This is a genomic window from Novipirellula galeiformis, assembly GCF_007860095.1.
GTDB lineage: Bacteria > Planctomycetota > Planctomycetia > Pirellulales > Pirellulaceae > Novipirellula > Novipirellula galeiformis.
Map to the genome: position 1 here is coordinate 94,650 of NZ_SJPT01000001.1, position 23,566 is coordinate 118,215.

At 55.0% G+C, this 23,566-nt stretch carries 21 protein-coding genes; 11 read left to right on the forward strand and 10 right to left on the reverse strand.

All coding sequences use genetic code 11. The features are described 5' to 3' along the window. Positions 1-102 precede the first annotated feature (102 nt). Positions 103-756 (reverse strand): redox-sensing transcriptional repressor Rex, encoded by a 654-nt coding sequence (locus Pla52o_RS00310; RefSeq protein ID WP_231611986.1) that lies wholly within the window; start codon positions 754-756, stop codon positions 103-105. A 645-nt stretch (positions 757-1,401) separates the two neighbouring features. Here Pla52o_RS00310 and Pla52o_RS00315 point away from each other — a divergent pair. Next, positions 1,402-1,653, forward strand: a complete 252-nt coding sequence (locus Pla52o_RS00315) for a hypothetical protein (RefSeq protein ID WP_146592610.1) — start codon at positions 1,402-1,404, stop codon at positions 1,651-1,653. 120 nt (positions 1,654-1,773) lie between these two features. Here the strand turns inward: Pla52o_RS00315 and Pla52o_RS00320 are convergent, their stop codons facing one another. Continuing rightward, positions 1,774-3,042: a D-mannonate epimerase gene (locus tag Pla52o_RS00320; RefSeq protein WP_146592611.1), complete on the reverse strand. Its 1,269-nt coding sequence runs from the start codon at positions 3,040-3,042 to the stop codon at positions 1,774-1,776. A 346-nt stretch (positions 3,043-3,388) separates the two neighbouring features. Here Pla52o_RS00320 and Pla52o_RS00325 point away from each other — a divergent pair, with 346 nt between their 5' ends. Continuing rightward, complete coding sequence (locus tag Pla52o_RS00325; RefSeq protein WP_197168914.1) at positions 3,389-4,405, forward strand: exo-alpha-sialidase; 1,017 nt, start codon at positions 3,389-3,391, stop codon at positions 4,403-4,405. A gap of 328 nt (positions 4,406-4,733) precedes the next feature. Here Pla52o_RS00325 and Pla52o_RS00330 read toward each other — a convergent pair whose 3' ends face one another. Continuing rightward, positions 4,734-4,931 carry a hypothetical protein gene (locus Pla52o_RS00330; RefSeq protein WP_146592612.1) on the reverse strand — a complete coding sequence of 66 codons (198 nt, stop codon included), beginning with the start codon at positions 4,929-4,931 and terminating at the stop codon, positions 4,734-4,736. A gap of 29 nt (positions 4,932-4,960) precedes the next feature. Between Pla52o_RS00330 and Pla52o_RS00335 the strand changes: the two genes are divergently transcribed. The 6 genes from Pla52o_RS00335 (at position 4,961) to mutY (ending at position 11,606) form a co-directional block, all read left to right on the forward strand. After that, positions 4,961-5,278: a TraR/DksA family transcriptional regulator gene (locus tag Pla52o_RS00335; RefSeq protein ID WP_146592613.1), complete on the forward strand. Its 318-nt coding sequence runs from the start codon at positions 4,961-4,963 to the stop codon at positions 5,276-5,278. Between the two features lie 103 nt (positions 5,279-5,381). Then, positions 5,382-6,218 (forward strand): phytanoyl-CoA dioxygenase family protein, encoded by an 837-nt coding sequence (locus Pla52o_RS00340; RefSeq protein ID WP_146592614.1) that lies wholly within the window; start codon positions 5,382-5,384, stop codon positions 6,216-6,218. A 128-nt stretch (positions 6,219-6,346) separates the two neighbouring features. Further along, entirely contained in the window at positions 6,347-7,453 is a 1,107-nt protein-coding gene (locus tag Pla52o_RS00345; protein ID WP_146592615.1) for a Gfo/Idh/MocA family protein, read from the forward strand. 188 nt (positions 7,454-7,641) lie between these two features. Then, complete coding sequence (locus tag Pla52o_RS00350; RefSeq protein ID WP_146592616.1) at positions 7,642-8,850, forward strand: hypothetical protein; 1,209 nt, start codon at positions 7,642-7,644, stop codon at positions 8,848-8,850. A gap of 357 nt (positions 8,851-9,207) precedes the next feature. Further along, complete coding sequence (locus Pla52o_RS00355; RefSeq protein WP_146592617.1) at positions 9,208-10,395, forward strand: PDZ domain-containing protein; 1,188 nt, start codon at positions 9,208-9,210, stop codon at positions 10,393-10,395. Further along, a complete protein-coding gene (gene mutY, locus Pla52o_RS00360) occupies positions 10,392-11,606 on the forward strand; it encodes an A/G-specific adenine glycosylase (protein WP_146592618.1) in 1,215 nt (404 codons plus the stop codon). The genes Pla52o_RS00355 and mutY overlap by 4 nt, the downstream gene beginning before the upstream one ends. Positions 11,607-11,677: 71 nt before the next feature. Here the strand turns inward: mutY and Pla52o_RS00365 are convergent, their stop codons facing one another. The 4 genes from Pla52o_RS00365 to Pla52o_RS00380 all read right to left on the reverse strand — a co-directional run bounded on the left by Pla52o_RS00365 (position 11,678) and on the right by Pla52o_RS00380 (position 17,679). Then, positions 11,678-11,992 carry an ATP-binding protein gene (locus Pla52o_RS00365; protein ID WP_146592619.1) on the reverse strand — a complete coding sequence of 105 codons (315 nt, stop codon included), beginning with the start codon at positions 11,990-11,992 and terminating at the stop codon, positions 11,678-11,680. Between the two features lie 224 nt (positions 11,993-12,216). Continuing rightward, positions 12,217-14,661 carry a glycosyltransferase gene (locus Pla52o_RS00370; protein ID WP_146592620.1) on the reverse strand — a complete coding sequence of 815 codons (2,445 nt, stop codon included), beginning with the start codon at positions 14,659-14,661 and terminating at the stop codon, positions 12,217-12,219. A 459-nt stretch (positions 14,662-15,120) separates the two neighbouring features. Further along, on the reverse strand, positions 15,121-16,392 hold the full coding sequence (locus tag Pla52o_RS00375) for a DUF4832 domain-containing protein (protein WP_146592621.1): 1,272 nt from the start codon (positions 16,390-16,392) through the stop codon (positions 15,121-15,123). Positions 16,393-16,479: 87 nt separating this feature from the next. Next, positions 16,480-17,679 carry a tRNA-uridine aminocarboxypropyltransferase gene (locus Pla52o_RS00380; RefSeq protein ID WP_146592622.1) on the reverse strand — a complete coding sequence of 400 codons (1,200 nt, stop codon included), beginning with the start codon at positions 17,677-17,679 and terminating at the stop codon, positions 16,480-16,482. Positions 17,680-18,541: 862 nt separating this feature from the next. Here Pla52o_RS00380 and Pla52o_RS26555 point away from each other — a divergent pair. After that, a complete protein-coding gene (locus Pla52o_RS26555) occupies positions 18,542-18,691 on the forward strand; it encodes a hypothetical protein (protein WP_197168915.1) in 150 nt (49 codons plus the stop codon). Between the two features lie 41 nt (positions 18,692-18,732). Here Pla52o_RS26555 and Pla52o_RS00390 read toward each other — a convergent pair whose 3' ends face one another. From Pla52o_RS00390 to Pla52o_RS00400, 3 genes are all read right to left on the reverse strand, one after another. Then, a complete protein-coding gene (locus tag Pla52o_RS00390; protein ID WP_146592623.1) occupies positions 18,733-19,155 on the reverse strand; it encodes a hypothetical protein in 423 nt (140 codons plus the stop codon). Further along, the gene (locus Pla52o_RS00395; protein WP_146592624.1) at positions 19,142-19,648 is read right to left on the reverse strand and encodes a putative molybdenum carrier protein; all 507 of its coding nucleotides are present in this window, start codon (positions 19,646-19,648) and stop codon (positions 19,142-19,144) included. The genes Pla52o_RS00390 and Pla52o_RS00395 overlap by 14 nt, the downstream gene beginning before the upstream one ends. Before the next feature lie 102 nt (positions 19,649-19,750). Continuing rightward, on the reverse strand, positions 19,751-20,491 hold the full coding sequence (locus Pla52o_RS00400) for an RluA family pseudouridine synthase (RefSeq protein WP_146592625.1): 741 nt from the start codon (positions 20,489-20,491) through the stop codon (positions 19,751-19,753). 315 nt (positions 20,492-20,806) lie between these two features. On the opposite strand from Pla52o_RS00400, the gene Pla52o_RS00405 reads away from it, so the two are divergent. Together Pla52o_RS00405 and feoB are read left to right on the forward strand one after the other, a co-directional pair. Beyond that, complete coding sequence (locus tag Pla52o_RS00405) at positions 20,807-21,055, forward strand: FeoA family protein (RefSeq protein ID WP_146592626.1); 249 nt, start codon at positions 20,807-20,809, stop codon at positions 21,053-21,055. Positions 21,056-21,199: 144 nt separating this feature from the next. Continuing rightward, on the forward strand, positions 21,200-23,560 hold the full coding sequence (gene feoB, locus Pla52o_RS00410) for a ferrous iron transport protein B (protein ID WP_146592627.1): 2,361 nt from the start codon (positions 21,200-21,202) through the stop codon (positions 23,558-23,560). The last annotated feature ends 6 nt before the right edge of the window (positions 23,561-23,566 follow it).

Below are 23,566 nucleotides of genomic sequence, written 5' to 3' on the forward strand. Positions count from 1 at the left end.
GACCTTGGGCCGGTCCTTGTTGAAACATAGTTCACGGTGGAACGCAGGAGCGGGGAATTATCACTCGAGCTTCGGAGTGTTTCCCAGGCTGCAATCAGGACGTTACGTCCCGCTCTGAACGGCAAACGCCAATCGTTGCAACTCGCTCGCCAAATCGACATTGACGACCGCGATTCGTGGCGGAAGCCTCAGGGTCGTGGGGGCAAAATTGAGGATCCCCGAAACGCCTAGCCGCACGAGCAGCGAAGCGACTTCGGCGGCGTTGTCCGCCGGCACGGCCAAGATCGCTAGATGGGGCGGTGTTGCCGTGAGCACGCGCTCAAGCTCCTTCGCATCAAGCACCTCGACCCCGCCGATCGTCGAACCAATTCGCCCTGGGTCGATGTCAAAAGCGGCGGTCAGCTTGAATCCCAAACGGCTGAACCCTCGGTAACGCAACAAAGCATCCCCGAGTGATCCGACCCCCACCAACACGACCTCCCACTGTTGCCCCGATCCGAGAACTTGCCCGATCCGGTCGATCAACGCATCGACCGAATAACCCACTCCACGCTGACCGATCGTCCCGAGCGCACTTAAATCACGGCGGACCACCGGAGGTGAAACATTCACCAGCTTGCCGAGCTCTTTGCTGTTCGTTGTCGTGATCTCGGCTTCGCGTAATCGGTAAAGCTCACGAAAATAGAGACTCAGCCGCCCCACCGCAGGCTGTGGGATCTGAGCTGGAACGTCCTTTGCAGACTCTGGTTCAGACAAGTGGTCGTACCTCGGTGAAAAACAGCCCTCAGGGGTGAAGAGCCTTCGTTGACGTACTCCGTTGATGCACAACATCCGGTCATCAACGGGCGACGTTATCGTACACGTTTACCGAGGCAACCAACACTTTGGATCCATTTTTTGTAACGAATCTCAAACGAGATTTGAATATCCAGTGGTGGCGGAGACATTCAACGATGTTGGCCGCCCCACACCCAAACACATCAACCGTGAGGCCTAGTTTTACAGCACTAACGAGATCACTGCCTGAATCGTGTGCAGAGTTCAATCAACGCGGATGATTTTGATGCACCCGGCCTAAAAAACCGCTTGAAGCAAAATCATTGCATCGTAAACCCTATCGTCTTGACTATCACTCGCCCCCCTAATTGGGACGCGATAAATAAGACGCGCGATGAAACGTGCCGCGTGGGCTCCAAGAAAAGAGTGCCGTGAAAGGGAAATTCATCCATGAATTTAGTTCGGAACAACTCCTTTACTGAATTCTGTTGGATTTATTGTCCACAACACGTAACTCTGACGAATTCTTAACAGAGCGTCGATTTTCTAGACACATTCTTGCATCAATTCTCGCTTAGTGGTGGTAGAGCCACCCCACAAACCGCGAATTCGGAGGCAAACACGATGGTTGCGATCAATAACGCAAGCCCTAATACAAAAGCCAAGGCCAATCGAACGCTTGAGCGGATTCAATCCATGCTCAGCGTTCATCGTCAATTGGGGCGTTATCTGGCATCGTTAGAGATTTCGATTGAGAACCGCTCAATCGTGCTCCGAGGCGAATTGCCCTCGGACGAACTGCGCGGCGAATTGGTTCCCACAATTCGACAAGCGGGAATCCTTTGCCACGTCTCGAACCAAGTCCAAGTGGGCTAGAGCCGGTTCAAAATTGAGATGGGATATAGGGCCGGTTCCCACCGAGCCCTATCGAAGTTGTCGCCGCGGGGAACCGGGCTACGACCGATCTCAAAATGCATTCGCTATCTAAAAACGGCGTTAGTTGCGGTCGGCTTGCCAGAGACCGAGCGACGGATTTTGGATGAAGTAGAATTCACTTCCATCAATATCCGTGTGGACACCGTTTTGAAGCGTGTCGACATCGTAGCGTTTCATCAATTCCGACAAATTCCCGGGCGTGTAGCCCACCGATCGGATCTCCTCGTCGGACAGATTTCCGGCGGCATACACCACCTCGAAGCGATTTTCCGGTGAACCATGGATCAAATGGGCCGCTGCGGAAAGGTTGGCCGCCAAGTCTTCATTCTCGGCCACCAATGCAATCACTTCTTCGCGAGTGCGATAGCCGTACTTTCGAATCAAATGGTCAATTTGCTGGTCTTCGCCGAACTCTTCCACCGCCGGACCGAGCACGGTCAAGCGTCCCCCGGTGGCGATTGCTAAACGGGTGCGATAAATCGCTTTATTGCCTAGCCATGTGCTCTTGAACTCGTTGGGATCCAAGTAAGCCACCACATGCTTGGGGGCCTGTGGGATCATCGTGATGTTCACTTGACGAGCCAATTCAGCGGCCTGGAAGAAGGTGTCGTGGTCGTCGCCGATAAACAATCCGCGTGTGTGCAGACTGCGGTCGGGCATCTGTTCGATCACCGTTAACGCATAGAGTAGCGGGAGGCCGCTACAAAAATGATCGGATGCGTAATTCAAAATCTGGCGAAGCGGCGTATTGGCTTGGCCGAGCGTCTCCTCAATGCCATAGACCGCGCTGAGATAATGGCTTTCGTTGATACCATCCTTTCCTCCCGTTCCCACGAACACGTTCTTGTTGTAGTTGGCCATCCCAATGACCTCGTGAGGAACGACTTGGCCGATCGAAAAAATCAGGTCATGACCGCCATCACGCAACATTTTGTTGACCTGGGCTTCCCAAGGACGGTCGTACATTCCGCCAGTCACTTTGGAGACGAACTCCGAGGGCACCGTGCCCAGTCGAACAACATCGTCACGCCACAGATGCGGACGAAACAGATCGTGCGGAATGCCCGGAAACATATGATCCAACTTGTCTGGCTTCATCGGGGTATGCGTCCCCAATGCCGGCATGATGTCGGTCACACGATCGCCGAGAATCTGATGGGACAATACGGTCAACTCACCCGCACGACTGAACAGTCGCGTTGCGTCGGGAGGCAACAGCAGGGCGCGTTCCGGCATGCCAATCGCAGCAAACGTTTGCAAAAGGGCGTCGCGCAGATCCTCGCTCGTTAAAGAGGTGGTCTTGGATCCTTTAGCGAAAAATGTCGTCATGGTCTGTTCTTACGAAAAAAGCGGGTGGGAGCATCGGCCAAGATTGTAAAGTATCACGCATCGCGTCGTCGACAAGTCTGGCTTGCCACGCCGATCGGCGTACGCCGCAGAAAATGGCTGCGATCCCCGTGAAATTCGATCGCCGCGATGGGTAGCAACGAAAATGGAATTCCCAGGAGGTGGGATTCTCGGGCATGCGCGCAACAAGCCAGCGAAACTCGGCAAACCCAAACCCGTTGTGATAAAGTGTTCATGCACCTAGCGATTGGGGGGGCCCACGCCGTTGAAGTTCTCCTGTCCGACCTTCCCGCCCTCCCTTCAAATCATCTCTCACGGGACCCCCAACATGAAATTAGCGAACAACTTGCTTTTGCTCGCCTGCCTGGTTATTCCGACCGCCGCGGTTGCGGCCGCAGAAGCCGATGCCGCGAAACAGGAGTCCCAGCCTGTGCTCGTCAGTGCCGAGCGGATTTGGGATGCCGCGCCACACAATGCGTTCACCGACTTGATTCGCTTCAAAGACCGTTGGTTTTGTGCCTTTCGCGAAGGCCAAGGGCATGTCTCGCCCGATGGGGCGCTGCGTGTGTTGACCTCATCCGATGGAAAAAAATGGGAGTCCGCGGCGTTGGTCACCTCGGCCAATTCCGATCTGCGCGATGCCAAACTCAGTGTGACGGCCGAGGGACAGCTGATGTTGGCGGGAGCCGAAGCGATCCAAACGCCCTCCGGACGTCACCATCAATCACTGGTTTGGTTTTCCGACGATGGCAAGACTTGGACGCCGAAACACAACGTGGGTGATCTCGACAATTGGCTGTGGCGAATCACGTGGCATCAAGGCCAAGCCTACGGATTCGGCTACGGTTGTGTTGCAACCGAGCGAACGCTTCGTTTTTTCCAAAGCTCTGATGGAAAAAAGTTTGACGCCGTGATCGATAAGGTTGACGTCGAGGGAACGTATCCCAATGAAACCGCCCTGATCTTCCTACCCGACGATACGGGCTATTGCTTGTTGCGTCAGGATGGCAAACCCAACGCGGGCTACGTTGGCACGTCCCAGCCGCCCTATACGCATTGGAATTGGAAAAGCCTTGGAGTGCGAATCGGCGGTCCTGAGATGATCCAATTGCCCGATGGACGCTTTCTTGCGGCAGTTCGTTTGTATGATGCCCCGGTGCGCACCTCGCTCTGCTGGGTCGATCCCGCGAAAGGAACGTTAACCGAGACCCTTGCCTTGCCCTCCGGCGGAGACACTAGCTATGCCGGCATGGTCTGGCATGACGATCTACTTTGGGTCAGTTACTATTCGTCGCACGAAAGCAAAACGAGCATCTATCTGGCGAAGGTGCGGCTGGAAGGCTAAACCGAACTCAACCGAGCCCCGGCATTGAAGTCGCTGTCCCGCAATCAAAATCGCCAGCACCGACCATCGTCGCAGACGCTCAGCATCGTGGCCATCGGTGAAATTGGTGCCCTCGGTTCTCTGGCCAATCGTTTTGCCGTTGGCCCTGGTAGCCTGGGAACGGTCGGCGGATGCGAGGATGACGTTGCCGCGGCGCATGACATTTTCTCGGCGACGCCCCAAATTCTGAGATGGCATTGGCCGAAGTCCCACAGGGTCTCGCGTCTGGCGCAAGTACCATTCTCGAGGGTGGCGATCTGTTATACTTAGAAGGACGACGGTGGTGATTCTAACTCGATTGTCTTGGCTCCACAGTTGTCTTGACCCCATAGTAGATTCGGAACGGTTCGCGTTCGGAACGGCGAATCGCATGTGCGGCTTCGCCTTGCCAAGTCAGCGTCGCATTGCCTGCAACGCTTGACCCGACGCACCTGATTCGCTTGGTCGGTTTGGTGTTGATTCCTGTCCATTCCTCGTGCGTGTTCATCACGTGCGTTTTATAAAACCGAGAAAATCATGAAGTCTGACTACACCGAGCTACGGGCGGAGCTTGAAGAAAAGCTTCGAGAACTCATCGTTCGTGCTCAAAACATCGACAACGACCTGCGTAAGCCAGGCGACGAGGATTGGGAAGAGCGAGCCTCGGAAACCGAAAGCGACGAAGTGCTCGCGTCGGTCGGCAATCTCGCACTGAACGAGATTGAGAAAATCAAACATGCATTACGTCAGATCGATGATGGCTCGTACGGCAAATGTGCGAGGTGTGGCAAGAAGATTCCCAAGGCTCGACTCAAAGCGATTCCTTACGCCAGCACTTGCACCGCGTGCGCTTAACAAGCGATGGGTTTAAGTGAAAAATCCAAGCTTCCTTAGTTTGCTGCGACAACGTTGCGTTTTGAAATGACTTTTAGCGAATTTCAACTTGGATCGAGAAACCATGTCCTTGGCATTAAGCGACGATCAACTTGCGATGTACCAGCGAGACGGTTTTCTTCTCCAAAGCCAACTTTTTGATATTGAAGAAATTGAATTGCTACGTCGCTCGGCAAAGGCCGACAAGCAACTCGATGATCATTCGTTCGGTCGCGGCGATGGCGAAGGAGGCACCGTCCGGCTCGCGCTCTGGAATCACCCCGGACAAGGTATCTACGGCGCATTCGCACGATGCGAGCGATTGGTTTCCGCTGCGGAGCAGATTCTACGCGATGAGCCGTACCATTATCATTCGAAGATGATCATGAAAGACGCACGCGTCGGCGGGGCGTGGGCGTGGCATCAAGACTACGGATATTGGTACGGCAACGGTGTGTTGACCCCAAACTTGGTCAGTTGTTTTATCGCGGTCGATCCCTCGACGCATGAGAATGGCTGTCTGCAGGTCATCCGTGGATCGCACCTCTGCGGACGCATTCACCACAAACTCACTGGCGAGCAAGCCGGTGCGGACGCGGAACGCGTCGCCGAAGTGGCGAAACGGTTTGAGCATCGGTATGTGGAAATGGCCCCCGGTGACGTACTCTTCTTCCATGCGAATCTATTGCACCGCAGCGACCAAAATCATAGCGAGCATCCCCGTTGGTCGATGATATGTTGCTACAACGCGAAGAGCAACGATCCTTACAAAGATTCGCACCACCCTCGCTACACCCCGCTCTCGCGTTTGCCCGATTCGGCGATCAAGGAGGTCGGAGCCCAGCGTTTTAGCAGTGACGAGCACGCCATGGCTTGGTTGGATCCTAACCGCGAGGCCTCTGCGAGCCGCCTCGAAGAATGACGAAACACCCGCTACGACCTTGCCTGCATCGCTTGGGCGATGCAGGCGGTCATTTGCGGCCAAGTGGTTCCTTGCTCTCGACGTTTTTGATCTTGCTAGCCCCTTCAGTTTTGGACGTAGACGCCCTGATGGATATTAGCGACGACCTCGACTTTTTACCTGCGTTGCCGTCGCACCGCGACGTTCCCATCGGATGCATCGGCAGCGGTTTCATCATGGCGGATTGCCACTTGGTGGCCTATCGTCAAGCCGGATTTAACCCCATTGCGATTGCGTCACGTTCTCGGAAGCATGCTCAAGAGGTAGCGGACCGGCATCATCTCGAGTCATCCTACGATTCCTACCATGCGATGTTGAGCGACACGCGGATTCGAGTCGTCGACATCGCTGTTCCACCGGACATTCAGTTGCAAGTCGTTCATGACGTGGTGCGTTATCCGCACGTTCGAGGCATCTTGGCTCAGAAACCCTTGGCCGCAAACTACGACGATGCGCAACGGGTCGTCCAGCTTTGCGCCGACGCGGGCATCACGCTCTGTGTGAATCAGAACATGCGTTACGACCAATCGGTTCGAGCTTGCCAATCCGCGATCCGTCGTGGCTACCTTGGCGATCCTGTCCTAGCCACCCTGGACATGCGGGCGATACCACACTGGAAGCCCTGGCAATCGCGTCAAGGATGGATGACCTGCCGGATCATGTCAATTCACCATCTCGATACGATGCGATTTTGGTTCGGCGAACCGGAACGTGTGTTCGCAAGTTTTCGCACCGATCCAAGAACCAAATTTACCCACGTCGATGGTATCGGGCTCTATATCTTGGAATACAAAAATGGATTGCGATGCATGATCTGTGACGACGTATGGACCGGTCCCGCCCGCGAAGGAGCCGCCGAGGATCTTGGTATCCGTTGGCGCGTCGAGGGAACGGAGGGGTTGGCCAGGGGAACGATCGGTTGGCCCAAGTACCCGCTGCGTGAACCGAGCACGATCGATTTCACCAACATCAGCACAGGGATTTGGCATCAACCTCGATGGGAGCAAGCTTGGTTTCCCGATGCCTTTGTCGGCCCCATGGCTGAGTTATTGATCGCCTTGGAATCAGGAACCGCTCCCACGATGAGCGGCCGCGATCACTTAAAGACAATGGCGTTGGTGGATGCGTGTTACCAATCCGCCCAACAGCACCGTGCGATTTTGTTGCCGAGTGACATGGATTGCCCAATTCGCTAACAGCCCCGTTCGATAACAGCCCCCTTCGCAAGCGGGCCCATTCGCAAACGCGCCAATCGGACGGCCGTTACGTTCGTGCCCAGGCTCCCCATTGTGACCTATCCACCATGTAAACTGCCTCTCACCTCTCTCCCCCTCCGCAGGCGAAGCCTATTCGCGTGCCGCACCCCCGTCGTGCATTACCTCAGATGTGTTTCCAATTCCCTCTGCCCAACGAGCGAACGATCTCAACTCCGTCATTCAATCCGTACGAGCCTCCCGCCGCCGAGCTTTCCAGCGAGGAATCGGCTAGCGTTGAATCAGCCGAGCTTGAGGCGTTGTTGGAATCACTTGAGCGAATGGAATTTGAAACCGATTTGACTCGCGCCGATCTCGCGGACGGCATCGGCCAGACCCATGTTCGGACGGATTTCGTCAACCTGCGCACCCTAGCGGCGATCGTCATTTTTCTGTGTCTCTTTGTCGCGTTGCTGTATTTGATGGTGATTCCAAATTCAGCCGCCCTGATCGTGTTTTCGTTTCCCATTGTCGTGACGTTCGCGTTGTTGGTGCTTCGTCATCGTGCACTGCGACGCGCGGTCGATTTGAATGTCCACCGCTGTGGCGCAATCCACGGCTATCTCGATCGCGATTACTTCTGTGTCGTGCATGCCAATCAAACGCGTTTGATGCGCATGGACCACTTGGTCTGTGCGGGACGCAACGCCCAAACGATGACGCTCTGTTTCGACGCGACGCAGATGCAAATGGAAGTATTGCCGTTTCGTGCATTCGCCGATCATGAGCAAGCGAAAATGCTGGCCGATCGACTGATCGCAGCGCGGCCGTCGTGTGCTCTGCAGCTCGTTGACCGTCGACGCCAACTATTGCCAAATGCAGAGCCGTTATTTAGCCCCCAAGCGAACGCGGTGTTCTACTCGGGGGCAATTTATGCCTCGCAACTCCAAGGCACCAAGCTTGGGCATCAATGGAAGACCGAGCTTAGGCGATTTGCATTGACCTTGGCCCTCTGCAGCACCACCACGATCGTTGCCTGGTTCTATTTTGCGGGATTCACCTGGTTCGGAATTGGTGTCGGATTGGTCTTGCTTCATCTCTTCTGGAAACCGGTCCAATCGCTGATCAAGGCGCGCCAAGCAACGCTTTCCAATAACGCCCCCTTGATGATGTCATCGGGATGGTTTGACGATTCAGGACAATTCAGCATGGCGACCACGGGCCAATCCAAATCAAATTGGAAACTGTTCGACGAATCCGAAGTGAGTGAACGGATGATTCTGTTGAAAATCAACCGTGCCAATATTTGGCACCTCGTCGCGCGCCCCCAGTTCGAAGACGACGACGCTTGGGAATCCGCGTGCCGTTTCGTCCGACGGTATGGCCCCCCCGCGAATTAGATTGGCGCTGCCCCTGTTCCCCCCGGCCATGTGCTAAGTCTCCCTCGTTGCATCGAACCTCACTAAACCCAGTGCGTGAGTTAATGACGTGACGTCTTTTTCCCGGGTTGACTCGCTTTGACGCTACGATTTCACCTTTTTTGCCAGCAAACCCGAACCCCAGGCGTTAGCTTAGGACCGAGTCGACCGTCATAATCCCTCGCGGACACTTCGGGTTATGAAAGCCTCACAACGTTGGTGTTACCTAGCGGGGGATCGTCACGCAAACGCGGCTTCGACTTAGGGCTGACGTCGTCCTAGGTAACCCGGTACCATAAAAGCATCTCGATTTCTGGTCCACGTTGTAAGCGTCTTCGAATGAATTACATTCCGTTCCGATTCGTGCCTTTGTTCCTCGTGTCCATGTCGTGGAATTTGCCAGCGGTGGCTCAAAACGAAGCACCGGCCGATCCCAACACACAAAATGAACCCCAGACCGAGAGCAACGCCACACCCTACAACCGCGAAGCCAAGCCTCTATCGTACTGGGTCGAGCAACTAAACAGCGACCAATTTCACCGTCGCAAACTGGCCACGCAACAGCTAATCGATGCGGGTTCCGATGCGGTTTCGCCGCTAGTTGCGGCTCTAAAAGATGGCGATCTGGAGACGGTCGAGCGAGCGGTCCATGCGCTCCGTGCGATCGCGTTAAAACAAGCTCCCAACGACGAAGGGGGGGCGTGGGGTGAATTACAATTGCTCCGCAACCATGGAGCGGGAAGTCGCGCCGCATTGGCGCAAGCCGCGGTCGAAGAAATCCATGACGTGCGGGGGACTCAGGCCAAAGAAGCACTCGTGCGAGCCGGGGTATCAATCGGTGTCGACGAATTCCTAGTCCGCGCGATCAGCACACCCCAAATCGTGGTCCAAATCGATGAGCAATGGAATGGGGATGTTGAACCTCTGCAGTGGCTGCGATGGATTCAATCGATCGAATATGCACGCGTCAAAGGTCCAGCGGTTCGCGCCGACGTGCTTCGTTTTCTCGTTACGATGCCCGACCTAAAAACGATCGCGGTGGTCGAAGGCACCGTAGACGCGGAAACGCTGAAACCCTTGCAGGAAATGAAGCATGTCAACTCGCTGGAGTTTCGCTACGTGAAGTTGACCCCGGAACTGGGTGACGAAATCGCCAAAATTCCGATGCGAATTTCCTTGAACTTGATGGGGACCGGCATTTCCAAGGAAAAAGTCGAAGCGTTGCGTCAACAGTTGCCCGGTTTAACGATCGATCATCGACAAGGTGGTTTCCTCGGCGTCAGTTGCATCAACGGCTTCGATGTCTGTCGAATCAATGAAGTGATTGCGGGGAGTGCCGCAGAGAAATCGGGGCTGCGACGAGGTGATGAAATCATCCAAATCGACGAGACTGAGATCGGCAAGTTCGAGGATCTTCAGAACGCGGTCAACCAAAAAATGCCTGGTGACGACATCCAAGTCAAGTTTCGTCGTGGGGATGCAACGGAAACCGTGAAACTAAAACTCGGAAAGCTGAACCAGCGGTGACGTCCAAACGCAAGCCGACAACGAAGTCAACTCCCAAATTGTCGCGTCCCAAACCGGAACCGCCTCCGCATGATCCGATCTGGGAACAATCGGCGTGGCGCAGCCGCACGCGCCAACGTTTGCTCGATTGGTTTCTTGAAAATCATCGCGTCTTGCCCTGGCGTTCGGACCCGCAACCCTATCATGTTTGGGTTAGCGAAATCATGCTGCAACAAACTCAAGTTGCGACGGTGATTCCCTACTATGAACGTTTTCTCAAAACGTTCCCCACAGTCAGCGCCCTGGCCGCGGCCGACGAGGAGACGTTGTTATCGCATTGGGAAGGTCTCGGCTACTACCGCCGCGCCCGCTCGATGCATGCCGCAGCAAAACAAATCTGTCAACGGCATGACGAGGTCTTCCCCGATACCTTCGAAGCGGTCTTGGATTTACCAGGAATCGGTCGCTACACGGCCGGGGCGATTTTATCGATTTCTCAAGGCCAAGCGTTTCCGGTGCTCGAAGGAAATACGCAACGCGTCTTTAGCCGTTGGGTCGCGATGCAGGGCGTGCTCTCCGAAAAGCCAACCTTGGATCTGCTTTGGAACATCGCCGGCGCGATGTTGCCAAGATCGAACGCAAAGCGTCGGGACCAGAAGCCGTCACACCTGCCGGATCGAGGTCCTGGGATTTTCAACCAAGCGGCCATGGAACTCGGAGCCCTGATTTGTACGCCGCGTTCCCCGAAGTGCGATCAGTGTCCAGTTCGCGCAGGGTGCTGTGCCAGAAAACTGGGCATCCAAGAAACGATTCCCGGTAAAGTCAAGAAAATCAAATACGAAGATCGCACCGAGTTCGCCTTTGTGATCGCCAACGACGACCACTCAAAATTTCTGGTTCGCCCGATTCCTGCTGGCCAGCGGTGGGCAGGGCTTTGGGACTTCCCTCGCTTGACCACAGGCGAAGTGGAAAATGCGTCGGTAGCGGCAAGCCAATTGAACGAGACATTGTCGGGTACGATCTCCGTTGGCGAACCCTTGATTACGATGAAACACGCGGTCACGAAATACCGAATCCGCTTAGACGTGATGCGAGCCACCATTTCCCATGGAGCGACGCGCCGATGGAAACCGCCATCGCCCTGGAAGTTTGCCACGCTCGCGGAGATCGACGAACTTCCAATGAGCATGACTGGTCGCAAAATTGCCAAGGAATTAAGCAAGTGTTCCTGATCACTCTCCGAGCTTGCCTTTTGATCCGCAAGTGATCAAAAACGATCCCGACGCTGCGCTCCCATCTACTCCTAACCGATCTGTTTCATGTAATCGGGAACCACCCCAATGAAACACTGGCAATGATTGCAAACCGAAACCTCCACACTGACTTCGAGACGACATCGGGGGCACGGACGCTGTGGGGGTGGCTCGACCGCAGGCGGGGCAGCGAGTGTCGCCAAGTCGCCAAGAATGCGCATCACGCCGGTATCCGAAAGCGTGTCCTTCGGTTGGGGCACCACCACATCGGCTCGACATTTTGGGCACGCTAACGTGCGTCCTCGCAAATGGGTCCCTGCTTTCAAGCGATGACCGGCCGAACATTCAACGTGCACGAATTCCATTTGCGCAAATCCTTTTTTTCAGCGTAAGAAAGACGCTCCATGAAACAGAGCGTTTGGCGGGAAGGAGCAAGACGGGATGTTGTTAATCGTCTCGACACGCTGATAGAACCCCAGCGCGGCGCTCAGGTTCCGAAATTTTCACTAGGCTTAGACTTGGCTTACATGCCCCCTCCTCGGCAAGACGGTGATGCGGGATCGTGAGCGAGGCGATCGCATCGAGCTTCTTATCTCACCACCAAGTCGCGTTTTTGCTCCACTCGCTGGGCAACCACACTGGGGTTAAAAACGACGAATAGTTGCGATTGGCCTCGAGATCCAAGTCGTTTGAGTCGCATCCCAGAGGGCAAACAGGGTTCCACTTGTGCTCTCCCGATTCGCTTTTCCACCACCAACACCGTTTGCTCATTCGCAGCGACGAAGCCGCGCAAACGTGGATCCGTTAGACCGCCGAAATGAGCGATGTCTGAGCGAGCTAAGTAAAACGGAACCTCCGAGAACTCATGTGCAATCGTGGCAATCGCTGGATTCGACTTCAACGCGATCTGCTCCGCCAGCGGAGAGGCTTGGCCAAACAACGTTTGGCTTTGACTATACGCCGGCACCATTTGATGCATCACCATGAACGTAAATAAGAAAGCAGTCCCCATCGACGTCGGCCAAGCAAACTTCGTGTCGCGACGCTTGCCCAACATGAATATTGCGTGACACAAAAGAGCGGTCCAAAGCGTCACCCAAAAATAGTTCCAAACGGATGCATCCTCGGCAAAAGAGACCGTAAAGATCACAAATCCCAAGGCCGCTACACAGGTGGTCACCGTCGCTGTGCGTGGCGACCAAACTCGAGCGAACCCAACATGTGCATGATCAAATGACTCACCCAGGACATAGTTCAAGTATTGCCCGATCATCAACGCAAACGCGGGTGCGGCGGGCAGCAAATACGTGGGCAATTTACATTTGGAGAGCGAAAAGAAAACAAAACACCAAAGACTCCAAAGCAGCAAATAGCCTACCGCCGGAGGCCGCTGGAAACGGGCTTTCCCCGTTTGTCGAAACAGGAAATGAACATACGGAATCGTCAAGAACGACCACGGATGCCCTGCGATTAACAACACCGGTACGAAATACCAAATCGGTTGATGATGAAATTCACCGGCAAAGCGAAGTAGATTGTGAGTGAACAGAAACTCCGACAAAAAAGTTGCGTCTTGCCACGACACCGCAATCATCCAAGGAGCGACCATCACCAATACCACGCCGCTAACCAGCCCATAATGCCACCAACGTGGCTTGGCATACGAATCCGATAACCACGCAAACGCAAACACCGGCGGCAACCACAACACCATGGCAATGGGCCCCTTGGTCAAAAAACCTAGTCCACAAAAAACGCCGGACAATAGCCACCATTTTAACTTCATCTCACCGCTACGAATCCCCTCGTAGGCCGTGAATAACGAAAGCGACAAAAACAACGTCATCACACCGTCGAGCAGTAGGTAACGACTGGTGAATGCAAAACCCGCCGATAACATCAACACCACTCCCGCAATCAAACCGATTCGCTGGCCAAACATTCGTGATCCAAACCACATCGTCGATGCAATGGTTGCCAACGCGGCCAACGCTGGCACCAGTCGGGCCGTGGTTTCAGTAATCCCGAACAACTTGAAGCTGATCGCACACAACCAGTAAACCAAGGGTGGTTTATCGTAGTAGGTTTGAAAGTTGAGTTGCGGCAAAACCCAATTGCCAGTCGCGATCATTTCACGTGGAATTTCGGCATAACGCGTTTCGTCGCGATCGATCAGTGGATAACCAAGATTTGTTAAAATGAAGATGGCAGCGATCAACAACAAACCGCACTGAGCCCACCCGTAGCGGCGCTGCATCAACGCACACTGTGGCTTCTCGGCCAACGCCGCGGCAGCGTCCGTCGACCCGGCGATTGTAGGAAACTGGACTTCGTTCCACCAAAATCGTGCCAGACCACAGAGCACCTTGGGAATATGGGTGATCGAAACCGTACTTGTTCCATCAGTCCGTGGGCGATGCGATACGCCAACTTCGACAATGCGATAGCCACCCTGTTTCGCTCGTGTCAGGATTTCAGAATTGACTAAAAATCCATTTCCGGAAATATCGAGATTCTGCACGACATCACGGTGAAACATCTTCAGCGCACAATCCACATCACGCACTTCGATTCGCAGCAGAATCCGAACCAATTGGTTATAGACACGCGAATACAAACACCTCAGTGCGGTGTCCTTGCGGTCAATGCGATATCCACAGACGATGTCGTAGCGTTTCGAAAGCAATACAAAGCGATCTAATTCTGTCAGATCAAATTGACAATCCGCGTCAGTGAAAACCACCAAGTCCATTTCCGCGGCGGCAAAACCACTCCGGATCGATGCCCCGTAGCCCTGGTTCGGATGGTGCTCTACGAGCCTAACGTGCGGATTCTGTTGGGCCGCTTGCTTCACCAATCCCCCCATGCCATCGGTGCTGCCATCGTCGACGACAATGATTTCGTAGTCGCGCGCCACTTGGCGTAGCGCCGAGTCGGCCTCATCAATCGCTTTGCGAATCACTTCGCTCTCATTCCAAGCTGGCAGAATGAGCGAGACGGTGACGGGGGGCCCCGCGGAGGGATTGGCGTACATCCTTGCACTTTCAAAAAAAAGATCATCCTTTGACTACGAGCGAAGAATAAATCGAAAGCGAAAATGCCGGCAAGCCCAACTACTAACAAAGCCGGAGTTTAATTCCGAAAACCACCGTAGTTAAATCGACACCCCCGATGACTTGCTAGCATCAAGGTGACCAGCGGGGGGGCGTTTTCACCTTAGGTCGATTCTCTGGGAAGTGCACGACGGTGCGAACGAACCCGAGAATCCCACGGGAGTGTTTTGGGACCGCTTGCGATGCTTGGCTCAGAGACTGGCCGGCTTCGGGGAATAGTGACTCAGGAGACTGGGTACTTTCCTAGGGCACGCGTGCTTCCCTCGGCCGCCCCCGCCGCAAACAACACTTCAACAATGGCAATCCGCCATTGCGCAATGCAACGATCGAGAATTGCAAATACCGTGGATCTGAGTCCAACGAGCCCCCCCGGTCAGTTACTAGCGCAGATCGGCATCAAAACCGATTGCTTGGCCAGCAACAAGACGATCACACTGGATCGTCAATTGGGGCGCAGAACCACCAGCGGCGACGTCAAAAACGGCTCGTTGCTGCGGCAGCAACCCTTTCAAGGATTTTTGCGAGCGGACTCCCTCGATCGCAGGAAAGGCATCGTAGTAAATCGGCGCAATGCCAACATTCTCGATCTCAATTCGGGCGGCTTGACCGGACGCCTCGAACCGTGTGACACGAAACCGATAACCGCACCCCATGCCAGCGGACCGAATCCGTGCCGCTTTCTGAAACCGAGGTTGAGCATCACCAAGGATAAAGGAAATGTGAAAGTCGGCTGCCTGGTTTTCAAACGACGTGCCATGCGGCCCAGAGGGCGCAAGCGCTTGACTCTGATCTTTGTTGCTGAAAAAGCTGAACTCCCCTCCCGTCGGCGCTACCTTCCAGCGATCACGACGCAGCGTATTCCAATTGGGCTCATTCTGTTTCGCATGCGCGGCATGATTGAAGGAATCGTCGAACACGCCAAAGGGCAACGCGAGGAGATCGACATTTCCGGAAAAAGGCCCCCAATCTCCGGCCGCGTCGACCGAGATCATCCAACGTGTCTGACGCAACGTCTTGTGCAAATGTTGTACAAATTCGGTTTGAAATTCAAGACTCGGAAACGTCACCCCCATTTTCATGGGGCCATCATAAAGATGGTACTCCGACCACAATCCAAAGCCGACCTGTAAGTAGGCAATGCGAGGATCTTGATCGTACTTTTCCGAATAGCGATCGAAAAATTCGAGAATGAAACGTCGAAGTTCTGGCTGGGACCAGTCGGGGAACTCCGTGGGTTTCCCCTCACTCGTTCCCCGTGTGACTTGGTAACCTGGCAATTTGGTAATCGACTCAGGCACCCCCGTTGGTTTGCCCACATAAGTATCGTACCAGCGGAGGACTAGTTGATGTCGTCGGTCCGCAACTCCCTCCAACACGTTCTCCAGCGGTGACCAATCGTACTCACCCTGGGCAGAGACAATCTGTTTGTAACTGAGGTAAACAAATTCAAGCTGAATCGGAGCATGGTTGGCGGCGTGATTGTCGGACCATAGCACAATTCCTGTCAGCGGTTGCACCTCGTCGACTTTCGATTGCAGCGGCACGCGGCGAAACTCTTCCGCGATCGAGTCCGGGTTCGCGAAAACCACCCCCAACGTTATCAACAAGCACGTTGGTAACCAAACATCCGAACAAGGGCGTGAGCTAGTCATGGGTGGAAACTCGCGTCGCATTGTCTCGCTCCTTATCATCGGGCCAATCGCTCGGTATTCGCGGTTACCGCTGTTGCATCCTAGCCACTAAGTTTGCGGCGTGAATTCGTGCTCGTTGAGGTGCCGGGCGAATGCAATCGCGTTGGCGAGTCGCAACGACGCTCGTGAATTACCTTCCACTCGCGAAACGATCGCTTGCGAATTCAAAAACGACTCGAGCGAATCCGATGGAGTGTGTGACTTGATATGGATTGATTTCAGGATCAAGGTGTCCGAGAATTCGGCGTCGACATTTCGTAGCAGTTTCGCAGTATTGGGATGGTAGACCGCCACATGGTCGCTGGGACGAAGGAACGCTCTCCACTGCTCACGAAAGGTGTCGATCGATACCGCGTCGGCAAAATGATTTTCCGTCAATTGTAAACGTTTAAGGAAATCGTGTTCGAGGCCTGAGTCGGACTGAATCATGCACTCGAATCGCTCGCCGCTGACGAGTCGCTCGGCGGTCCATGAAATGGGCTTGGCGCGAAAGCGATTTCGCACTCCTCGCCGAGCTCCTCGATCGAGTCGCTCTCCCTTCTCCTGTTCGCCATAGGCCACGACGACGTTCTGGAGTTCGCGGGTCAAGACGCGTGGAACATTGGGCGAGCCACGTCGTCGCGATTGATTGGCTCGCCAATGCTTCGCCGACGGGGTGTGGTTGAGTTGGTCGTCAACCATCCGTTCAAACGCGTCGAGCAAGCGATCAAGCCCGTCGGTGTCCGGTTCAATCGCCTTGAGCGCCGAGACGGTCGCTTCGAGGGTCGAGAGCGCGTGCTCGTTCGGTTCTCGCCGGATCCGATAACGACCGGGGGTTTCCGGAGCCAAGCGGTAGCGTGGCAACGTTTGCAGTCGTGGGATATCTCGCATCAAGGTTTTCGCATGATGCCATGTGCCATCGATCACGATCAATTGCTCAGGACGCGCCGCTGGCGAAAGTTCACTCAACAGTTTCGCCTCCTTGCCGGGGTACAGCACGCCCACGCTTTGGCTCAGCGACATTGTTTCAAAGCGACGGTTCAAGTCGAGATTATGCTCGGAAATCAAATCGCATCGAGAGAGCGCTTGATTGACAATCCGAGCGGTATTGAACGGATGAAAACGCTCGCGGCGATGCTGAAGGATCAGCACCTTGGTGCGATTATCGACCGCTGGGATGGAGTCGCAAAAACAGGCTTTCTCGGGACGAAAACAGCGATAACAACGAGGGGCCGTGTTGGTTTGAGGGCGAGTTTCCGAAGCGGACATAGAGGACACAAAGGGAGGGGAGTGGGATAAAGCGTGTGAGAGGGGTTGGCGAAGCCGGACGAGTGTCAGTGATCAGCGTGGGCGTAGTGTACTGTAAAATGCTTGTTTGACTTCCCCTAAAATGTTCGCGAATCACTTCTCGCTTGCCTGCATCACGTCCTCGTTTCACCGCGTTAATCACCGTCTCAAACGCTGGCTTTAAATTGCATGCACGGTTCCCTTTGGAACCGTGGCCCTTGTCGGCTGGCTCTGGTTTTCGCAATGCACACTGCCCAAGCCCCAGGCTTAGCCATGAGCTCATTGGCGTGGGCTTATTGGCGTGGTCCCCAAGGCAACGCAGTTGCCACGAATTCCAATCCGCCAGTCGAGTTCTGCGACAAAACCAACGTGATATGAAAGGTCCTCCTTCCCGGTCGAGGATCCGGATCGCCCATGGTTTGAGGCGCCCGTGGTTTGGGGCGAGCGTGTGTTCGTGGTCACTACAGAGCGGGCCGAACGCACGGGCGCCGAACGCATGGGCGCCGAACGGGCGGGCCGAGTCGCCCGCAGCCACTCTGGGCAGCCACTCTGGGCAGCCACTCTGGGCTGCGACTCTGGGCTGCCACTCTGGGCTGCCACTTTTGAGCTTCAAACTATTGTGTTTTGATCGCGGCACGGGGGATATGTTGTGGCAGCGGATCGCGACCACGTCCACACCTCATGACCCCACGCATGCGACGCATGGATTTGCCTCGGCGTCGCGATGTACTGATGCCCAGTGGGTCTACGCCCACTTCGGTTCTGGCGGGCTGTACTGTTACACCATCGACGGCAAACTGGTTTGGCAGCGAGACGAATCGATTTCCACCAAGGAAAATCGGGTTTGTTGTCATGTGTCGATGCAGCGACGGGAGGCCACGTCTACTTAACCGATCGCGGCGGCACCATCGTTGTGTTCGAAGATTCCGCAACGTTCAAGGTGGTCGCGACCAACGTGATGGACGAAACGCATCTGTGTTGTCTGGCGAAGTAGGCGTGAGGGTGCGTCGTTGACGCCGATGATGCCAGCACGAATCAGATTCGAGTATACAGATCCAGCACGAACACGGTCGTCCAGGCTACCGTGCGAAGCCAGTTTGTCTTGACCAGTCGACGAATCGTGGCAACATCATAACCCGAACGCTGCAAACGGTGGTGGCAGGGAACACTCAGGACAAACGTCGCGATCCAAGCGGTCGCAATCAACGAAGCCGCAAATAGCGAGAGAGCGTTGAGGTTGTGCACGATGAGCCAACCATGAACACCGAGCTGGCAGAACATCAACGGAACGACAAACCACGAGATCCGCTGAGTGTAACGCGAATGCCAATACTTGAATTGTTTGACATCACAAAACTCAAACGACGGATAAATGATCACTTGGACCAACCATATCAGCACGCACAATCCTGCGTCGACAAGTGGTTTAAGTTGGTTAACGATGTCAGGGATGTTCATTAAAGACGTTGATCAAGAAAGCAAACGAGCGATCGTAAATGCCACGAGCGGAGCTTTCCCGCGGTCCAGCGATGTTGAGCGTGGCGGGTTGGTGGATGGCAAGCCAATCGGCAATCGAAGCGGGCTCGTCCACCTCCAGACGCACCAACAAGTATGCCTTGCCAAGTCGATCGCAAATGCGCCGCGTCAGTAGCGTGCCGCTACGAAGTTTTTTTTCATATAGGATCAACGTCGCGTCGCTGTCGATCACATTTTGCTCGGTCCGCGGCGGATACTCGCTCGATGCCATCTCCTGTAACTCATAGCGACTTGGAATGCTGCCGTCCTCGGACAACCGCCCCGCCGGACACCAGCCACCGTGCCCAATTCCCAGGGCAATGGCCACATCCAAACCGGCTCGATCGACGCCCGTTTGTCCGCCGGAAATGATCTTCGTCGGCAACGTGAGTTGCCGTGAGATGCGTTGGGAATGCGACGAACCTGATTTGCTCATGGCTTCGGGTGCCCTGATCTCTTCTTCCCTCTGCTCATCGATTTACCCCTTGGCGTCCAATGATCTGGCGTCAAACGAGATCTGGCGTCAAACGAAACGACGTTAACGACTGGAACTCAATCTCTCTTCGCTTGCCTTATCGAGCACTAGGTTGCGTCGTGAAGGAATTAGTTTACCAAACTTTTGCCATGATTCGGGCAGCGGAGCGGACCAACCGATGCGTTCACGCAGCGTCGGGTGGGTGATTTCGAGCTTCCAGCTGTGCAGTCCGATGCCCGGTTCAAATTCATTTTTGGCGTCGTATTTGCGATCGCCCCAAACCGGGAAGCCCAGGTTCTCGAATTGCAAACGGATCTGGTGCTTGCGTCCGGTCAAGAGGCGAACCGCAACGAGCGACGCGGTCGGTGTGGCGGCCAGACAGACGTAGCGCAACCGAGCCAGTTGGGCGCCGTCGCGTTGCTGCGGAACCGTTTCCATCCGCCGCGCGGCATCGTTCTTCGCAACGTGATCGACCAATTCGCCATACTCGTTATCCAAGCAACCTTCGAGCACCGCCAAATAGGTCTTCGCGGCGAGATCTTTACCTTGCCCGGAAAACTGGGGAGTCAATCGTGATGCCGCTTTGCTGGTTTTCGCCATCACGATAATGCCGCTGGTCATCGAATCGAGTCGGCTCACGATGCCGAGATAGGCGCGGCCCGGTTTGTTGTAGCGTTTACGAAGGTATTCGGTTGCCTGGATATGCAACGTGGGCCCCGTTTCCGCTCCCATCGTGATCAATTCAGCGGGCTTGTTGAGCACCAGGAGGTGATTGTCTTCGAAGATAATCTCGAGTTCGGACATGGGTGGCGTGAGGGGTTGGAAATGATAAAGAGCAGGGAGAGAACGACTGGGAATTGCCAGTGGATGGAACGATGGTTGTAGTGGGGCGCGAAGCGAAAACGTAGGCCAGGGACGATTTTGCGTCCTCTCCCTCGCTTCACGAGGGGGCAAAATCAAGCGGACGACCTTCAATTTTGCCAACTGACGTCACTCTACCCCGAACCTAATAGATCAAAGAAATGCCTCGCCGTGTCGCCCCCGTTCTATTGACAATGAAGAACGATACGTCCAAAATACCCTTACTGAGACTGATTCTCAATAAAAGGACTCCCGCCTGTGACGACACTTGATCAGCTGAAACCCGGCCAAATGGCTCAAATTGTCCGGATTGAAGGATTTGATGGCATTGCCTCGCGTTTGCGTGAGATGGGCTTCGTACCGGGACAGGCGGTACAGTTTCTCCGCAGCGCTCCGTTAGGGGATCCGCTAAAGTGCTCGGTCCAAGGCAGTCGAATCGCAGTTCGTTGCGGCGAAGCGCGTCGTGTCTTTATCGAACCGATTGCTGAGCCTGCGTTTGCCTCGTAGTTCGTGATCTCGAGTCGATGATCGCACTCGACACGAAAATTTCTTTTGCCAGCAACCATGTTGCTGGCACGACCATTTTAGGGCGTACTTTATCCAATGGCGAGCTCCGCCAAACGCACTTCGTCCCGTTCGGGAAAGTCGGCTATGAAAGCCGCATCCCGCGTCGCACTCGTTGGCAACCCGAATACGGGGAAGAGCACGCTCTTCAACGCCTTGGCGGGCATGCATGTCCGCACCGGCAACTATGCGGGGGTGACGATCGAGAAGAAGATCGGCCGTTGTGACCTCGGTAGTTCAACGGCCGACGACGCCATCGCCAGCGATCACGACGCTTGCGTGGTCGACCTTGTCGATCTTCCGGGCACCTATAGTTTGGCGCCACGTTCGCCCGACGAATTGGTTGCCGTCGAAGTATTGACCGGAGATGTCGAGTCGGAACCGCCAATCGACGTGATCGTCTGTGTGGTCAACGCCACGGTGCTGCAGCGTAATTTGTTTCTCGTCAGCCAAGTGCTCGAGTTGGGCAAACCGACGATCGTCGCGTTGAACATGATCGACACCGCAGAGGCGCGTGGTTTGGCGATCGATGTCGATCAACTATCAAAAAATCTTGGCGTGCCCGTGGTTTGCACGAGCGCGTCACGTCGCACAGGAATCGACGCCTTAAAATCAGCGATTCGCGCCGAGCTCGATCGCATCGAACGGGATCGTGTCGACGGGGAGCCTGTCAAGACGATTGAGCGTGACCGTCCGCTACCAAGCGAGTTTTACGAAGTCTGTAACGAATTGCGTGGCGAGTTAATCACGCGAGCGTGCACAAACGATTCATTGGCAAGCCGGACGCCGTGGGAATCGGTATTGCCAGACCAATATTTGATTGAGCGGATGCTGTTGGATCGCGGCGGAGAAGCGGAACGGCGAGCGGTGCGGCGTTTGGGCGCCGCAGTGCTGCCCGCGATCAGTGCTTCGCGTGAAAAGTTGGCGACACTCGTGGGCGATCCGGTCGACATGGAGTGCAGCGCACGCTATTCCTGGGCGGCACAAAGTCTGAAGCAAGTGGTGTCGACGAAACTCGCCAAGCCACGCAACGCCACCGATTGGTTGGACGCAATCTTAACGCATCGAGTGGCGGGATTGGTTTGCTTCTTTGCAACGATGTTCTTGATCTTTCAGTGCATCTATTCGTTTTCGTCCTATCCGATGGACGCGATCGAGTTTTGCACCGGGGCCGTTTCCGATCTTGTCGCATCGATCGTGCCCCCGGGGATGTTGCAAAGTTTGTTGGTCGACGGCGTGATCGCCGGCGTCGGTGGCGTGTTAATCTTTTTGCCTCAGATCGCGTTATTGTTCTTCTTTTTGGCGTTGTTAGAGGATTGCGGCTACATGTCGCGAGCCGCGTTTTTGGTCGATCGCGTGATGACGCTATTCGGGCTCAGTGGCAAATCGTTCTTGCCGATGATGAGTTCGTTTGCCTGTGCGGTGCCGGGGGTGATGGCAACGCGCGTGATTGAAAATCGTCGTGACCGATTTGCCACGATCATGGTGGCGCCGCTGATGAGCTGCAGTGCTCGCTTGCCAGTCTATTTGCTGTTGATCGGCGCGTTCATTCCCAGTGCCAGTTATGTTGGCGGTTTATTGTCGACTCAGGCGTTGGTACTGATGGCGATGTATCTGGTCGGCGTGGGCGTTGCGATCCCGGTAGCGTGGCTGCTCAAGCGAACGCTACTGCGCGGCGAAGTCGCCCCGTTTGTGTTGGAGCTCCCCGAATACAAAGTCCCCTCGGCAAGGGTGATTCTGGCACGCGTCTGGGAGGCCAGCAAAGCGTTTGTCGTACGTGCGGGGACAATGATTTTTGCTGCTTCGATCGTGATTTGGTTCGCCGGTTTCTGGCCCGGGGATCACACGCGGCAATTTGAAATTGAGCGTGAGATCGAACGCCTGGAAACGCTCCAAGCGTCGGCGGCCCCCGTTTCGACAGCACAAGCGGAGCAAAGTGAAGCGTCCGCCGTCACCGAGCCGGGGATGGATGAAATTTCCGCGACGCTTGAAACGCTACGGGCCGAACATCGCGTGTTGAGTGCGACATTGTTGGAAAACAGTGTTTTGGGCCGAGTGGGTCACGTGATCGAACCGGTCGTCAAACCGCTCGGATGGGATTGGCGCATCGGCGTCGGAGCGGTTGCAAGTTTTCCGGCCCGCGAGGTGATCATTGCGACGCTCGGGACGATCTACAGCCTCGGTGGGGAGGTGGACGAAGAGGACGACAGTTTGATGGCAGCCCTTCGCGCATCCAAATGGCCCGACGGAAGCCCGGTCTTTACGGTCCCGGTGGCCTTGTCGGTGATGGTCTTCTTCGCCCTTTGTGCACAATGCGTCAGTACCTTGTTGGTAATCAAACGTGAAACAAATTCATGGTTCTGGCCCGTGCTTAGTTTTTCCTACATGACGGTGCTCGCCTACATCGGGGCATTCGTCACGTATCAAGTCGGCGTGCGATTCTTCTGAGGTATT

What these genes read in the sequence shown, in the direction of transcription:
- Pla52o_RS00325 (WP_197168914.1), top strand. Translation starts at nt 3,389, where the DNA reads ATGAAATTAGCGAACAACTTGCTTTTGCTCGCCTGCCTGGTTATTCCG.
- Pla52o_RS00330 (WP_146592612.1), bottom strand. Translation starts at nt 4,931, where the DNA reads ATGAACACGCACGAGGAATGGACAGGAATCAACACCAAACCGACCAAG.
- Pla52o_RS00315 (WP_146592610.1), top strand. Translation starts at nt 1,402, where the DNA reads ATGGTTGCGATCAATAACGCAAGCCCTAATACAAAAGCCAAGGCCAAT.
- Pla52o_RS00365 (WP_146592619.1), bottom strand. Translation starts at nt 11,992, where the DNA reads ATGGAATTCGTGCACGTTGAATGTTCGGCCGGTCATCGCTTGAAAGCA.
- Pla52o_RS00370 (WP_146592620.1), bottom strand. Translation starts at nt 14,661, where the DNA reads ATGTACGCCAATCCCTCCGCGGGGCCCCCCGTCACCGTCTCGCTCATT.
- Pla52o_RS00380 (WP_146592622.1), bottom strand. Translation starts at nt 17,679, where the DNA reads ATGTCCGCTTCGGAAACTCGCCCTCAAACCAACACGGCCCCTCGTTGT.
- Pla52o_RS00335 (WP_146592613.1), top strand. Translation starts at nt 4,961, where the DNA reads ATGAAGTCTGACTACACCGAGCTACGGGCGGAGCTTGAAGAAAAGCTT.
- Pla52o_RS00390 (WP_146592623.1), bottom strand. Translation starts at nt 19,155, where the DNA reads ATGAACATCCCTGACATCGTTAACCAACTTAAACCACTTGTCGACGCA.
- feoB (WP_146592627.1), top strand. Translation starts at nt 21,200, where the DNA reads ATGAAAGCCGCATCCCGCGTCGCACTCGTTGGCAACCCGAATACGGGG.
- Pla52o_RS00340 (WP_146592614.1), top strand. Translation starts at nt 5,382, where the DNA reads ATGTCCTTGGCATTAAGCGACGATCAACTTGCGATGTACCAGCGAGAC.
- Pla52o_RS00375 (WP_146592621.1), bottom strand. Translation starts at nt 16,392, where the DNA reads ATGACTAGCTCACGCCCTTGTTCGGATGTTTGGTTACCAACGTGCTTG.
- Pla52o_RS00320 (WP_146592611.1), bottom strand. Translation starts at nt 3,042, where the DNA reads ATGACGACATTTTTCGCTAAAGGATCCAAGACCACCTCTTTAACGAGC.
- Pla52o_RS00350 (WP_146592616.1), top strand. Translation starts at nt 7,642, where the DNA reads ATGTGTTTCCAATTCCCTCTGCCCAACGAGCGAACGATCTCAACTCCG.
- Pla52o_RS00400 (WP_146592625.1), bottom strand. Translation starts at nt 20,491, where the DNA reads ATGTCCGAACTCGAGATTATCTTCGAAGACAATCACCTCCTGGTGCTC.
- Pla52o_RS00355 (WP_146592617.1), top strand. Translation starts at nt 9,208, where the DNA reads ATGAATTACATTCCGTTCCGATTCGTGCCTTTGTTCCTCGTGTCCATG.
- Pla52o_RS00395 (WP_146592624.1), bottom strand. Translation starts at nt 19,648, where the DNA reads ATGAGCAAATCAGGTTCGTCGCATTCCCAACGCATCTCACGGCAACTC.
- Pla52o_RS00345 (WP_146592615.1), top strand. Translation starts at nt 6,347, where the DNA reads ATGGATATTAGCGACGACCTCGACTTTTTACCTGCGTTGCCGTCGCAC.